We start from the raw sequence: 13788 nt of genomic DNA, 5'->3' as shown, positions 1-13788 counted from the left end.
AAGGAAAATTATTACCTAACAAATATCATGAAAAAAAGTTAAATTGATGCACCCCAAGTACACCCTGCCCACATCCATGTGCTTCCAGTAGGTTTATTCCGTTTGTTCGTACTTCACTCTCTTCATTCACCCACTTCCTGCACCACACAGCAAGAGTAGCCCGTTGCTCCATTCCGGAAAGCTGCATTCGATACCGTGCCACACTTGCTTTTCCCAACGCAGGTAAAGCGGTGTTCGTCAGTCGTTCCGTTTTGTTCCGCAAAAAATAAAAGTATACTACATTGTCGTTTCCACGAAGTCCAAAGTTGCTCTTGGTTTCCATTCCCTAGCACCTTCTTCCGATTTAAGCCCTACCCTATTTCCTTTTTCAACGGCTTTTTCAATGCCATAATCGATCCTGTTCCCGGTTTTGAATTATGATCCATGCAAATATGGGAGCAGCGGTCCACCCGCCAATGGTACGCTTCGCCTGTCAAAAAAATGGGGCTTTCCAGAGGAATCCTTCCGCAATTTTTTTGCCCGGCCCTTGTCTTGGGTATCCTCGCAGCCCCCGATTTCTTAGGCATAATCAAATTTCAAACCTTAAACAGTAAACGTCATGTCACAATTTGAAATCGAGGGTGACGTGCTTTTCACAATCTGGGATAATTAAATTTGCGAGATTCAATGTGACCGCTGAAAAGCAAATCAAATCCACATTAAAAAACTTACATTGGCAAAGGAACCCAGGTCAAAGATCTAAACATCATCCGGGTGTCCATCTCCAGGGAAAAATTGGAGGAAATCCTCAAAGACCACTTGGTAGATTACGATGGCAACGAATACTTGGTATTTGAAGTCGCCTCGCTAAAAGAGCCAGACCAATCAACCCATACGGCCTATATCAGCAAAAAAGTAGCTGAGCCGAAAGGCGGTAAGGCTCGAAAGACGAAAGCTTAGAAAAAGCCCTTTGGGGCTATTTTTATAATTTAACTTAGATTAAAAAGAGTTAATTCCGGATTTATACCACAAAAAATTAGGGCTAAGTTTTTTTTAATTCTACTGGGACAGATCTAACATCTGCTGAGAAAATATCTAAGCTAAAAGGATGATTTTTAGCCTCAATAGTGGGAATTTTGCTCCTAAGGTTTTATTTTGAGCAAAATAAAAATTATGGCTATTTCTAAAAAAGCAGGTTTTTTCCTTGGGACTGCCGTTTTCCTTGATGCCTTTGCTACAGGAGGAAGTGCATCACTGACAGGATTAGGGATTGCCAGTATTCTCACAGCATTGACAGATTCAGGGGTTAATATTTTGGCAGGAATTTCGGCTCATCATTTTTCCAAAGAAGGGATTACGGAACCAAACCAACAACTAGAAAAAGCATTCCAGAAAGCCGTAGAACAAACCATTGAATCAGTAAAAAAGGATTTTATAGAAGGGAATCATCTAAATATTCCATGGTGGCGAATGCAATCCCTCAAATTTGGATTTGAAATCCCTTCCTATGATGAAAATTTTACCCTTCAAAATTCCATAGAACAAAATTTTTTTGTACCCCTTTTAAAATTTCTGAACGATGAAAAATTAATCAAAGAAATTTTAACGAAGAACCAGGAACTTAACCCATCTGAATTTATTGAAATGCTTGTTGAAAAGAAGAAAATTCAACTTCCCGAATTCAGGTCGGATCATCAGGAAGGATTGGTAAAAGCCCTTGTAGAAGGGTTTAAAGATAGGTTTATGTACCACTTTGTTCAAAACCTAAGTAAAAGCGAGCCTGCTCGGAAAGCCTATCAAATCCAACTTTTGCAGGCTTCCGTGAGTTGTTTGTCTAAGATTGATAAAAAAATAGACGGGCTTTTAGATTATGCTGAGTATTACAAAATATCACTTTTGGATATTGACCAAGACATCAGGATACAAAATGAATTACTTTTAAAGGGTTTTCAAAAGCTTCAATCCGAATTTTTGAATCAATTTTCTTTAAAACTTATATCCTACCGAGACAAAAAAATAGACATTAGAGATCAATTCCGTTTTGAAACTCTTTACACCACATTTCAAGGAAGAATAAATGAGTTAAATGTGTTGTCTGACTTCCTGTTTGATAATAGAATTTTTCTATTTTATGCGATAAGTGGTCCAGGAGGGGCCGGAAAAAGCAGATTAGCCAATGAATTCTGTCTTAGGGCTGCCACCTCTCGGTGGATTTGTGGCTTCTGTGATAAGGACAAAAACAGCCAGTTTAATTGGGACTCGTTTAAACCTATTGCACCTACCTTGATTGTTTTTGATTACATAAAGGGTCGGAAAGAGGAAATCTCCAAAATCCTTGAATCTTTATCCTACTTGTCAGAACAGAATTACTTTGAATATAATGTCAGGGTTTTACTTTTGGAAAGGGAATTTGATGAAGATTTAAGTCGTATCATTTTTACATCTAAAACCAGGACCCATTATTTTACTTATTATCAAAACGGAAAAGAAGTACCTCTACACCTTGCGGAAATGGACGAGGATGACAGATGGCAGATAGTATTGCAGGTAGTCAAGGAGTCGAATGATCCAGAGGTAATTGATTTCCTACTTTCCCAGAAAACAGCCATATTGAGAGAATTGGAAATACAGGATCCTGAAAAAAGGCCGCTCTTCGCATTTTTCTCGGCGGTAGCGATAAGAGAAGGTGCCAGTATTACCGGCTGGAACACCAACGACAACCTTAAATTTCATTTACAAAGATTGGAAGATAAGGTTTGGAACCAGCTTGATATTTGGAAAGATGAAAGTTCACGTTTAGCTCTTAAAAATCTGATCTGGCTTGCAGCAGTATGCGAATTTCTTACTTTTAAAGATTTCGAAAGGATTAAGGAACTTCCCCCTTTTAAAAGATTGGGGGCTCGCTGGGAAGAGGAGTCTTTTTGGAAACAATTAGAATCTTTATTTAGGATGGAAAATTCTGAATCCTCCGAGGGAAAATTTCCAGGGTTAAAACCAGACTTGTTAGCTGAATTTTATATTTCCAGCCATCTTTCCAACCTGTATGAGAAGCCCATGTTTCATTCATACCTACCCATTCTTTATAATTCTGTTTGGAATATTCGACCTGAACGGGTATGGTGGATGAGCTTCCTTACATTTTCAAACTTTTTGGATGAAACTTTTCCCGGACTAAACCACTATATTAAATGGGTTTCTGAGACTGAGATTTTGGAAAACCATTATGTGGGAATGCTTTTTTTCAACCTTGCAATACATTACCAAAAACAGCACCGATTAGAAGAAGCTGAAGAATTTTACTTGAATGCCACCAGGAATGGACATATAGGTGCGATAAATAACCTTGCTTTAATATATCAAGAGCTTAATAGGACAAAAGAAGCCGAGGAATATTACTTAAAGGCAATTGAAAAAGGTGATAAGTTAGCGTTGAACAACCTAGGCATTCTTTACCAAAACCTGGACCGCTTGGAAGAAGCGGAGAAATATTATCTTAAGGCCATTGAAAAGGGATATGAAAGTTCGCGGATTAACCTAACTATTCTTTATCAAATCCAAAACCGAATGAAAGAAGCTGAGGAATGTTGCCTAATTGCTATCCAAAAGGGAGTAAAAGGTGCATTGAACATTATAGCTAACCTTTACCAAAAATTAAAAAGATTTGAAGAGGCCGAGAAATCTTACTTTAAGGCGGTTGATAATGGAGATTTATTAGCATATTTCAATCTTGCATTTTTATATTTCAACCAGAATAAGTTGGTAGAAGCAGAAAAATATTACCTCTTGGCACTCGAAAGTGGTGATTTTGGAGCACTGAACAGCCTTGGGGTTTTATATCAAAAACTGAATCGTTTGGGTGAAGCCGAGCAATATTTCCTCAAAGCAATCAAATTTGGAGATTTTGGTGCCTTAAACAACCTTGCAGTTCTTTACCAAGGCCAAAACAGGTTAAAAGAATCTGAGGAATTTTACCTTAGAGCAATTGAAACAGGACAGGTAGGTCCACTATTCGGCCTTGCAGTTCTTTACCAAAAACTGGACCGAATGTTGGATGCGGAAAAATACTATCTTAAAGCCGATGAAAAGGGAATTATTGCCGCGAAATTTAATCTTGCTCTTCTTTATGAGAAATTGAACCGGTTGGAAGAATCGAAAAAATACTATCTCGAAGCCATTGAAAAAGATGATGTAGCTTCATTAAACAACCTTGCACTTCTTTACGAATCTCAGAATCGGTTGGGAGAGGCGGAGAAATTATATTACAAGGCAATAGAGAAAAAGTATTTAATAGCATATAATAACCTTGCATTTTTTTATTGGAAGAAAAACCAAAACAAGGATTTTTCTTGGAAATTGTTTGAGTTTTATTTTGAAAAAAATTCAAGAAAAACCTTAAATGAATATGTTCAAAAATTAATTATTTCAGCTTGGGTTAAAAAACCTTTTTATCAAGAGAATCGATCGGTAATTTTCAGGAAAATAACGTTAAATCAACCAGAACTAATTCGAAATTACCTATTAATTTATTACCATGATCACTCAAATTTTCTTCGCAAGGAGTTGGAAGGAGGGGAACTTTTCAATTTTTTTAGAAAAAATTACCAGGTTGAATATTTCGCTATATTGTATTTCTCAAGCCCAGACGATCTTTCCCTTAAATCAATACCCCTGCAACTTAGAAAAAGATTTGAAGAACTAATATCAGATATAAGGGAGAAAAGAAAATTCTATAACAATATTCCTACGGATAATTCTTGAGTTTAAAGGGCTCATGCGCCGATAGTCCTCCTCTTTCCCTTTGAACCCATAACGGTAAACTCCTGGAATTCAAGAAGCCCAACCAGTTCCCATAAAATGGGGGGATGACATTGCAGAAGAAATTATTAAAATAAAATATGACAGATAAGATTACCCAGTTTTGTGACTTATTTGTGACTACCCCAAAGAAAAAGCCCTGTAAATACTTCATCTACAGGGCTTTATACTTTTCTTTTGCAGAGGAGGAGGGATTCGAACCCCCGGAACCTCTCGGTTCAACGGTTTTCAAGACCGCCGCGATCGACCACTCTGCCACTCCTCTAATTCAGTCGAATTTCTCCAAAAGCTTTTTACTCCTTTTGGGAATGCAAAGGTAAACCCATTCTTTGATTTTTCAAATGAAGGCCCCGGTAATTTTTTTTAGGCCCGAAAGACTTTCCCCTTCTACGCATTACCCTATTGATTTTCAGAGGCAATAAAACACCAAGCCAAACTTGGTAAGAAAAAAGTACGCGCTTTTTTTCCGACACCCAAATCCAACTGCACCATCCAGCTCGTACATGCCCCCAAACCAAACAAACTTCTATCATGATTACATCCCATTTTTCAAAAACCCTCCTGGGCGCACTCGCCCTGGCTGCGGGCCTAAGTCTTACAGCCTGCAACGACGACATCATGCCTACCGTAGAAACCCCCGACGGCCCTACAGGGACTGCCCCGGAGGTAATGTTCACGGCACTAACCAATGACAACCGCCTGATCAGCTACCAGGCGCGAAACCTGGCCGATCCCATGGATATCCGTAGCATTACCGGACTGCCCACGGACGAGATGATCATCAGCGTAGACTACCGACCCGCCACCGGCAAGCTCTATGCGCTCGGCAGCAGCAGCCGCCTATACCTGATCAACGAAAACTCCGGCATGGCCACACCACTCGGTGACGGCCCCTTCTCCCCAGCGATCATGGGAGATAATGCCTCCATAGACTTTAACCCCACCGTAGACCGAATCAGGCTGGTGACCGCCTCAGGCCAAAATCTACGCCTGCACCCAGAGCTGGGGACGGTCGTGGCCACCGACGGAAACATAAGCGGCGGCAACAACCCCCAAATCGGTGCTGTTGCCTATACCAACAGCATGGCAGGTGCTTCCTCTACCCTGCTCTACGATATTGACTTCGCCACCGACAAGCTCTACATCCAGAATCCCCCAAATGACGGTGGATTGGAAGAAGTAGGTGACCTGGGAATCGACTTTATGGGCATGGGCAACTTTGACATCAGTCCGGACAATGCCGCGGCACTGGCCGTCACCCAGCACGAGGATGAATCCAGACTCTACACCATTAATCTCTCCACGGGAAAGGCCGAATGGGTAGGGAAATTTACCCTCCCAGTTGTGGGCATCGCGTTTAAAACAAATCCCGTCGCCTACGCAGCTACCACTGACAATAAATTGCACCGCTTCGATCCTACCGCGCCATCCATGAATCCCGTGGACATCACCGGACTAATGGAAGGCGAATGGATTGCAGGACTTGACTTTAGGCCAGCAAACGGTGCCTTGTATGCCATCAGCAGCAACAGCAGGCTGTTTACCATAAATACCGCCAACGGAGCAGCAACGGAAATCGGTGACGGACTATCCCCAAGCCTAATGGGCGAGAGCTTTGGGTTTGACTTTAATCCCACCGTAGACCGTATCCGATTGGTAAGTAACACGGGACAAAACTTGAGATTACACCCAGAACTCGGCACAGTGGTAGCTACCGACGGGGATTTAAACCCCGGTTACCCCATGGTAAACGGCGTCGCTTATACCAACAACTTTGCCGGAACCAGCAGCACCTTGCTTTATGTGATCGACTCCGAAACCAACATGCTGTACACGCAAGACCCACCAAATGACGGCGTATTGGTACCTGTAGGTCCATTGGGGGTAGACATTCACGCAGATAACGGGTTTGATATAGGAGGTGATTCGGACAACGGATTTGCGCTGCTGAAAGTGGGCAATGCGACAGCCGTGTACGGCATAAACCTCAGCACCGGCATGGCTACCAAGATAGCCGACTTCGCCATTGAGCCCACAGCGATGGCCGTAGGGCTAGGATTCTAAAAAAAAATTGGCATTGAGAAATTTAGCATGGCTCCCGAGATAGACTTGGGGGCCATGCGCTTTTTCAGCTGTAGCAGTGCCTAGCCTTCCTGCACCAACGCATAGGTTTGCAGTCCAATTTCCAGTTCCTCGTTGGTGGGCACTACGAGCACCTTCACCGCGGAGGAAGGATCCTGAATTTCACGCACCCCACTACCCTGCCGGTTTTTGAACGGATCCAGACGAATACCCAAGTAATCCATACCCGAACACACGGCCTCTCGCATATCGGGGTCATTCTCGCCTACCCCTGCCGTAAAAACCAAGGCATCCAATCCGTTGAGTACCGCACAATAGGCCCCCACGTACTTTTTGATTCTATAGGCATACAACTCGTAAGCGAGCCGGGCATCTTCCTCCCCAGCAGCAATGGCCTTTTTCACATCCCGCATATCGCTGTAGCCACAAAGCCCCAATAGACCACTTCGCTTGTTGAACATTTCGTTCACTTCCTTGACGGAAAATCCCCTTTCGCGGATCAGGTGAAAAATCACCGAGGGATCTATGTCTCCGCACCGGGTGCCCATTACCAGACCGCCCATTGGGCCCAACCCCATGCTGTGATCCATAGAAACCCCACGGTCAATCGCCGTAATGCTGCATCCATTGCCCAAGTGGACAGTGATGAGCTTAGCGTTCGGATTATTTAGTAGGGTCTGCGCCTTTTTGGCCACGTATTGATGGGAGGTGCCGTGAAACCCATAAGCACGGATGCCCTGCACTGTATAGAGCTCCTGTGGAATGGCATACCGATACGCTCGGGATGGCATGGATTGATGAAAAGCCGTGTCAAAAACAGCAATTTGCTTCGCCCTTGGAAACAATTCCTCGGCGACCTCAATCCCAAGTAGGTTGGGTGGGTTGTGAAGGGGAGCGAGGGAAATCAGTTCTGCTATCTTGGACTTGACCGCATCCGTGACCAGGGTCGTGGAAGCAAACTCTTCACCCCCATGCACCACTCGATGGCCAATCGCCGAAACCTCTGCCAAACTATCCAACACCCCCGCCTCTCTGTCGGTCAACATGGCCGTTACCTTCAACAGGGCAGCCTTATGGTCTGGAATGGGCACGTCTACGCGAAAAACCAATTCCTGGCCACCTTCTTGCACCGTATGGGTCAGGGAGGACTTGGCCAACCCGATGCGATCCACTAATCCCACACATAGGGGGGTCTCGGCAGGCATGTCAAAAAGTTGGTACTTGAGGGAGGAACTCCCCGAGTTGATCACGAGTATCTTCATAGTTTTCGTTCTTTGTCCAAAAAAAAGTGCTAATCCTGCGCCTGAATGGCGGTAATAACCACCGTATTAAACACGTCATCAACCGTACAGCCTCGGCTTAGGTCGTTTACCGGCTTGTTCAAGCCCTGCAAAATCGGGCCAATTGCCATTGCTCCAGACTCCCGTTGCACCGCCTTGTAGGTGTTGTTTCCCGTATTTAGGTCCGGAAAGATAAGTACCGATGCATTGCCCGCCACCTCAGACTCTGGCATTTTCTGTCGTCCGGTTGTCGGGTCTACGGCGGCGTCGTATTGTATGGGCCCTTCTATCTTTATTTCGGGATGGGACTCCTTCACAATCGCCGTTGCACGGCGCACCGTCTCCACGTCATCCCCGGTACCCGAAGCGCCGGAAGAGTAGGACAGCATGGCTACCCGTGGCTCAATCCCAAACTTCCTGCTGGTGTCCACCGAAGAAATGGCAATTTCGGACAGCTGCTCGGCAGAGGGGTTGATGTTGATCGCACAATCGCCAAAAACGGTGACCCGATCCGGTAAGCACATGAAAAAGACCGACGAAACCAGCGAAATGCCCGGCTTGGTTTTAATGATTTGCAACGCAGGGCGGATCGTATGGGCGGTGGTGTGAATGGCTCCCGACACCATGCCATCGGCGTGCCCTTTGTACACCATCATGGTGCCGTAGTAGGCCACATCACTCATCAAATCCCGGGCTACGCTGAGGGTCATATTTTTTGCCTTACGGAGTTCATACAAGGTGTTCACGTAGTCTTCAAAATACACCGCATCCACCGGATTGATGATTTGGCAATTATGGCGATCAAGGCTCAGCCCCAATCTGTTGATCGTTCCTAGGATTTCCTCCGGATCACCCAGCAGGGTGATATTTACCACTTCCTGGCGCACCAAACGGTCTGCTGCCTTCAGGATGCGTTCATCTTTACCCTCTGGCAATACAATGTGCCGTTTCCGCTGCTTTGCCCTACTCACCAGTTGGTATTGAAACATTCGCGGCGTAACCCCTGTGGGCTTAAAGGAAGCGATCTCTTTTTCCAGGCGGTCTACATCAATAAACCGGCGGAAAGTACTTACCGCATGATGTATCTTCTCGACATCGTCCGGCATGATTCGGGAGTGGATCCCAGCCACTTTGGTGGCTGCATAAAATGACGGCTCCTTCACGGCCAAAATTGGGAGTGTATGCTCAGAACCCTCTATCAGTCGAAGGACCGATTCGGGGACTTCAAAACCACCTGTCAGGACTACTCCGCCAATCTTCGGGTAATTTTTGGACAGATCGGCCTGCAAGGTAGCCAATACGATATCGGATCGGTCGCCCGGAGTGACCACTAAAACATTTCGCTTGATGTGCTGCAAAAAATTGGGGACTTGCATGGCCCCAAAAATAAAGTGATCGGCTCGGTTTGCGAGGTGACGTTCTCCAAAAAGCACCGTAGCCCCCAGGTAATTTTTCACTTCCTGCATGGTGGGGCTCTTGAGTTCTTGGATCTTGGGTATAACGGCAAGCAGCACCGATGGAGGAAGCTGACTTTGGAGCGCTGCCCGTACACCCTCCAAATTTTCTCCGTCCACTTTGTTGACAACCACGGCAACCACTTTCACCTTACGGTCTATAAAATTCCGCAGGGTCACCATGGCCGCACTGGAAATCTGGGCGATATTTTTTTCATCACCGGACAGTACGATGATCACCGGGGCACCCAGATTTTTGGCGATGGTCACGTTCGCGTCAAATTCAAAGGCCGTTCCCTCTCCCAGAAAATCACTGCCTTCAATCACCGTAAAATCGTAGTTGGCTTCTATCTCCTTTTGCCGGCTGATGATCGTATCGATAATTTCATCTTGATGACCCGACTCAATCAGCAGATTTGCTTCTTCCTTGGTGTAGGCATAGGATCCCTTATATTCAATCGGGAGTTTAAAGTGCTGTATCAAGGTGTCGATGTGTGGATCCCGCTTTAAATCCGGATGCTGATTTACAATGGGTTTAAAATACCCTACGCGCTGCGCCTTGGCCAGCAGCATATCTACTAGCCCCAATGCGATAACTGACTTGCCGCTAAAAGGCTGGGTAGTGGCGATAAAAATACTTTTGTTAGGTTGCATGTAATCGTTTAAATGTAAGGCAAAGCAAATTTTTGGCAAATCCCCCTCCTGACCAACACCCCGTCAAATTTACGGTATTTTGGGCAATCCCCCACGGTCATCCGCGGATGAATGGCCTATCCGCGGGAAATTCGCCGCTTGCGACGTATAGCAGCCTTGTCCAGACTTACGTTGATTTCAAATCCTACCAATACGATGATGGAGGTAATCCAAAGCCAAAGCATCAGCGCGATCATAGTCCCTATGGAACCATACAGCTTGTTATAGCTGGCAAAATTGTTTAGGTAAAAGGTAAAGGCATAAAAACTGAGATTGATCAACAGTGCAGCCACGATCGATCCGGCAGAAAAGAAATGCCACTTGTCATGCACCACCGGCGCAAACCGAAAAATATAGGCTGTGGCAATCAAAAACAGCAATAGAAGCACCAGAAACTTTAGGGCGGACAACGAGTAATAGTACAGCGTATTATTGACAAATTCGTAGGTGGACAAGCGATACAACATCCCGCTGCCAATAATCATGATCAATACCGCCACACAAATGCTAAGGACCAACACCATGATAATACTTACCGCAATTGCTCTGGTATATAAAAATCCCCGGCTTTCCTTTGTTCTATATACCGCATTGAACGCGTTCATCAGAGAAATCACTCCATTCGTCGCCAGGTATAGGGCAAGAAAAAAGCCCAGCGAGAGAAGGCTTTGTCTCGGCTTGCTCACTATATCCATAATGGTTGCTTCCGCTTCCTGATAGAGTGATCCAGGCATGATTTCCTGAATAAAGAGCAGGATGTTTTCCGTTGTAACGGCCCCGACAAAAAACTGCACGTAGGGAATCACATTAAGCAAAAAAAGAATCAGTGGAAAGAGTGCGATGGTAAAATTGAAGGCCATGGCACTTGCTCTTTCAAATATCTCATCTTTTTGGAGTTGTCGAAAAAAAATCTTTCCTACATCATATAGGTTTTGATCCGGATTGCCAAAGTGGACCGTCCGCAACTTGATGGCCTGCTGATGCAGCTTGACGGCGATATCGTGCAATGGCTTTCTCAAAGGTGCTATTTCACGCAGTTTCGTTTTCGAAATAAGGGCGCAGCAGTTCTAGCAGATTTTTCGGAGGCCGACATGGCTTGTGGTTGGCGGTCCGTAGAAAGGTAAGCAACGTCTGCCCTTGGTTGATCAATCGACCTTCTTCGTTATAGATATCGTAATGAAAGCAAATCCGCATACCCGGCATTTCTTTGATGTGCGTATGGATGGTGAGCAACTCATCGTAACGCCCCGGCCACAAAAAGCGCGTATGATTTTCCAACACAGGCATCATAATGCCCTCTTCCTCCATTTGACTATATGAAAACCCGATGTTTCGCATGGCCTCCACCCGGCCCACCTCGTAGTACATGGCATAGTTACCGTAGTACACATATCCCATTTGGTCGGTTTCCGCATACCGTACTCTCAGGCTTGTCTGTGATGAAAACATGGCTCTTTTACTTATATATTTTCGACCTGTTTAAGGCATTTTGGTACCTCCTCGCATTGTTCATGTGGTCTCTCAAGTTGGTGGCAAAAGCATGGTACCCGGAGAAATCTTCCTTTGCACAAAAATACAGGTAATCATGCATTTCATAATTAAGCACGGCGTCTAGCGCGGAGATTTCGGGTAGATTTATCGGGCCCGGAGGAAGGCCTACGTGCCTATAGGTATTGTAAGGACTGTCAATCTCTTTGTGTACGTTTAGCACTCGCTTGATCTCAAAGTCTCCCAATGCAAACACCAAGGTAGGATCCGCCTGCAGGGCCATATTGATCCGCAACCGGTTGATATAAACCCCTGCAACCTTTGGCCTTTCATCCGCCTTTGCCGTCTCCGCCTGCACAATAGAGGCCAAGGTAGACACTTCTTGTTGGGTCATCCCCAAGGCGCTGGCCTTTGCCTTTCGTTCTTCTGTCCAAAACCGCTCGTATTCCTTGTACATCCGATCGATCAGCCCCTCGGGACTAACGTTCCAGAATACCTGATAGGTGTTGGGAATAAACAAGGAGAGCAGCGTCTCCTTTTCAAAACCATACTTCGAAATCAATACCGTATCTCGCAGGAGATTCAGAAAGTCCTCCTTGTCCATTTCCAGATTCCGCGTAATCTTCTCGGCTAAGTCCGTGTCTAACCGAACATTATTGAAAGTCACGTTAACGGCTGTTTGCCTGCCGGAACGCAAAAGATTTACCAACTCCCGGTTGGAAAGCCGGGGAGCAATTCGGTAGTGCCCGGGCATAACGCGGTCTTGGTACTTCATCACTTTCGCCACAAAACTGAAGGTAAGCAGGTCCTGAACAATCCCCTGACCGACGAGTTCGTCCCTTACAGTCTCAAAATCAGATCCGGTGCTGATGTAAAAACTCACCGGGGTATCTCCCTCCACTAGCGTGTTAGGAGAAAAAAAGGCCTGATAAAAATAAAAGGATAAGGACGCAAACAGCACCGAAAATGCCACGATCCCAACCATTAAGTATTTACTTCTCTTTTCTGAAACCATTGGATTTTAGCTCGACATATTATTCTTTATCAACTGGTTAACGACCAACCCAATCGCTGCTTGCCCCAACGATTGGGCACAAATATAACACGAAAAAGCAAGAATGCCCCACCGGTGACCGGGATGTCGGCAGGAAAGCGTTGCTGCTAACTCAGGGATTTTGGTCAGGCCAACCCACCGGGTAAAACGAAGACCCCACACAAATTGTATTTTCATAAGCAACCTAGGTTGATTGCTTTGATTTGACAAATAAAAATTCTACTTTTCGCCAAATATATAGACCTTTTGCTTTATCCAGCAATGGGTTACCCAAACCGAGCTTACACATGCCCGCCGAATATCTAAGACTTTACCCGGAAAACCCGGATCCCAGAAGGGTGAGAAAAATCGTTGATGCCCTAGAGGCAGGTGCGGTCATCATCTACCCAACGGATACCGTATACGGCTTGGGTTGCGCCATTTTCAACCAAAAAGCCATACAGCGAGTAGCTCAGATCAAAGGTGTAAAGCCCGAAAAACACGACTTCTCCTTTATTTGCTACGATCTAAGTGATATTTCCGAATATACCCGAACCCTTGGAAACCGGGTGTTTAAGTTGATGAAAAAATCCCTGCCAGGGCCCTTTACCTTTATCTTGGAAGCAAACAACAAAGTCCCGAAGCTCCTCAATAACAAAAAAAAGACCGTGGGTATCCGCGTGCCGGACCACGCCATCCCGCGGCTATTGGTCAAAGAACTGGGGCAGCCCATCCTGACTACCTCGATCCGAGATGAAGACGACGTAATAGAATACAGTACAGACCCTGAATTGATATACGAAAAATACAAAGACCAGGTAGATATTATAATCGATGGTGGATATGGGCACAATGTTGCCTCCACCGTGGTGGATTGTACCCAAGATGAAATAACGGTTTTAAGGCAGGGATTGGGTGAAATCGACGAATATCTCTAAACTGTCAAGCGACTGACAACGAGGAA

10 protein-coding genes and 1 tRNA gene are annotated in these 13788 nt (G+C 45.2%); 4 read left to right on the top strand and 7 right to left on the bottom strand.

Annotated elements, in window-relative coordinates; translation table 11 throughout:
- Nucleotides 1-25 precede the first annotated feature (25 nt).
- Nucleotides 26-322 carry a hypothetical protein gene (locus IAQ59_RS08785; RefSeq protein ID WP_209330427.1) on the bottom strand — a complete coding sequence of 99 codons (297 nt, stop codon included), beginning with the start codon at nucleotides 320-322 and terminating at the stop codon, nucleotides 26-28.
- Nucleotides 323-753: 431 nt separating this feature from the next.
- Here IAQ59_RS08785 and IAQ59_RS08780 point away from each other — a divergent pair, with 431 nt between their 5' ends.
- Nucleotides 754-939, top strand: coding sequence for a hypothetical protein (locus IAQ59_RS08780; protein WP_245189513.1), 186 nt, complete (start codon nucleotides 754-756; stop codon nucleotides 937-939).
- Between the two features lie 213 nt (nucleotides 940-1152).
- A complete protein-coding gene (locus IAQ59_RS08775) occupies nucleotides 1153-4737 on the top strand; it encodes a tetratricopeptide repeat protein (RefSeq protein ID WP_209330426.1) in 3585 nt (1194 codons plus the stop codon).
- A 237-nt stretch (nucleotides 4738-4974) separates the two neighbouring features.
- Here IAQ59_RS08775 and IAQ59_RS08770 read toward each other — a convergent pair.
- Nucleotides 4975-5059, bottom strand: a tRNA-Ser gene (locus IAQ59_RS08770).
- A gap of 266 nt (nucleotides 5060-5325) precedes the next feature.
- Between IAQ59_RS08770 and IAQ59_RS08765 the strand changes: the two genes are divergently transcribed.
- Nucleotides 5326-6858: a DUF4394 domain-containing protein gene (locus IAQ59_RS08765; protein ID WP_209330425.1), complete on the top strand. Its 1533-nt coding sequence runs from the start codon at nucleotides 5326-5328 to the stop codon at nucleotides 6856-6858.
- A gap of 80 nt (nucleotides 6859-6938) precedes the next feature.
- Here IAQ59_RS08765 and IAQ59_RS08760 read toward each other — a convergent pair whose 3' ends face one another.
- The 5 genes from IAQ59_RS08760 to mltG all read right to left on the bottom strand — a co-directional run bounded on the left by IAQ59_RS08760 (nucleotide 6939) and on the right by mltG (nucleotide 12806).
- Entirely contained in the window at nucleotides 6939-8138 is a 1200-nt protein-coding gene (locus tag IAQ59_RS08760; RefSeq protein ID WP_209330424.1) for an acetate/propionate family kinase, read from the bottom strand.
- A gap of 29 nt (nucleotides 8139-8167) precedes the next feature.
- Entirely contained in the window at nucleotides 8168-10264 is a 2097-nt protein-coding gene (pta, locus tag IAQ59_RS08755) for a phosphate acetyltransferase (RefSeq protein WP_209330423.1), read from the bottom strand.
- Nucleotides 10265-10380: 116 nt separating this feature from the next.
- Nucleotides 10381-11322, bottom strand: coding sequence for a YihY/virulence factor BrkB family protein (locus tag IAQ59_RS08750; protein ID WP_209330422.1), 942 nt, complete (start codon nucleotides 11320-11322; stop codon nucleotides 10381-10383).
- A 10-nt stretch (nucleotides 11323-11332) separates the two neighbouring features.
- On the bottom strand, nucleotides 11333-11752 hold the full coding sequence (locus IAQ59_RS08745; protein ID WP_209330421.1) for an acyl-CoA thioesterase: 420 nt from the start codon (nucleotides 11750-11752) through the stop codon (nucleotides 11333-11335).
- Between the two features lie 7 nt (nucleotides 11753-11759).
- On the bottom strand, nucleotides 11760-12806 hold the full coding sequence (gene mltG, locus IAQ59_RS08740) for an endolytic transglycosylase MltG (RefSeq protein ID WP_209330420.1): 1047 nt from the start codon (nucleotides 12804-12806) through the stop codon (nucleotides 11760-11762).
- 326 nt (nucleotides 12807-13132) lie between these two features.
- Here mltG and IAQ59_RS08735 point away from each other — a divergent pair, with 326 nt between their 5' ends.
- The gene (locus IAQ59_RS08735; RefSeq protein WP_209330419.1) at nucleotides 13133-13762 is read left to right on the top strand and encodes an L-threonylcarbamoyladenylate synthase; all 630 of its coding nucleotides are present in this window, start codon (nucleotides 13133-13135) and stop codon (nucleotides 13760-13762) included.
- Nucleotides 13763-13788: the final 26 nt, after the last annotated feature.

The sequence above is a fragment of the Lunatimonas salinarum genome (assembly GCF_017811155.1).
Taxonomy (GTDB): Bacteria; Bacteroidota; Bacteroidia; order Cytophagales; family Cyclobacteriaceae; genus Lunatimonas; species Lunatimonas salinarum.
Note: the sequence above shows the minus strand (reverse complement) of the source record. Positions and strands in the feature narration are given on the sequence as shown.

Bases quoted from the DNA above. Each gene is read 5' to 3' on its own strand.
- IAQ59_RS08785 (WP_209330427.1), bottom strand. From the start codon at position 322: ATGGAAACCAAGAGCAACTTTGGACTTCGTGGAAACGACAATGTAGTA.
- IAQ59_RS08775 (WP_209330426.1), top strand. From the start codon at position 1,153: ATGGCTATTTCTAAAAAAGCAGGTTTTTTCCTTGGGACTGCCGTTTTC.
- IAQ59_RS08765 (WP_209330425.1), top strand. From the start codon at position 5,326: ATGATTACATCCCATTTTTCAAAAACCCTCCTGGGCGCACTCGCCCTG.
- IAQ59_RS08760 (WP_209330424.1), bottom strand. From the start codon at position 8,138: ATGAAGATACTCGTGATCAACTCGGGGAGTTCCTCCCTCAAGTACCAA.
- pta (WP_209330423.1), bottom strand. From the start codon at position 10,264: ATGCAACCTAACAAAAGTATTTTTATCGCCACTACCCAGCCTTTTAGC.
- IAQ59_RS08745 (WP_209330421.1), bottom strand. From the start codon at position 11,752: ATGTTTTCATCACAGACAAGCCTGAGAGTACGGTATGCGGAAACCGAC.
- mltG (WP_209330420.1), bottom strand. From the start codon at position 12,806: ATGGTTTCAGAAAAGAGAAGTAAATACTTAATGGTTGGGATCGTGGCA.
- IAQ59_RS08735 (WP_209330419.1), top strand. From the start codon at position 13,133: ATGCCCGCCGAATATCTAAGACTTTACCCGGAAAACCCGGATCCCAGA.